General features: G+C 53.5%; 1 protein-coding gene. It reads left to right on the top strand.

What is annotated here, in order from left to right; genetic code table 11:
• The coding region (locus tag PSI9734_RS11975; protein ID WP_217420792.1) for a hypothetical protein at window positions 1-346 on the top strand (346 nt) is incomplete at both ends.

Raw genomic sequence — 346 nt, 5'->3', positions numbered from 1 at the left:
GCCGACGCTTAGCACTGAGTTTTACAGCGTGAATAACCTTAATCAGTATACGCAAGTCACTGTAGATGGTGCGCCGGAGTACGCGAGTTACACCAGTGCAGGCAACCTTACTGGCTTTGATGGGTGGAGCTATGTTTACGATGCGCATAATCGGCTGGTGGCAGCGAACGGTCCTGACGATTCGGTCACCCTTAGCTATGATGCCACCGGTCGCTTAACGCGTACGGTACACAACGGCGACAGCATCGATTATTTGTACGACGCCGATGAGTTGGTGGCTGAGTATCACAGCAACGGTACGCTGTTGCGGCGCTTTATTCATGGCCTTGGCAACGATGACCCGGTC

The organism is Pseudidiomarina piscicola (genome assembly GCF_902806985.1).
GTDB lineage: Bacteria > Pseudomonadota > Gammaproteobacteria > Enterobacterales > Alteromonadaceae > Pseudidiomarina > Pseudidiomarina piscicola.
This window is presented reverse-complemented; position numbering and strand designations above follow the sequence as displayed.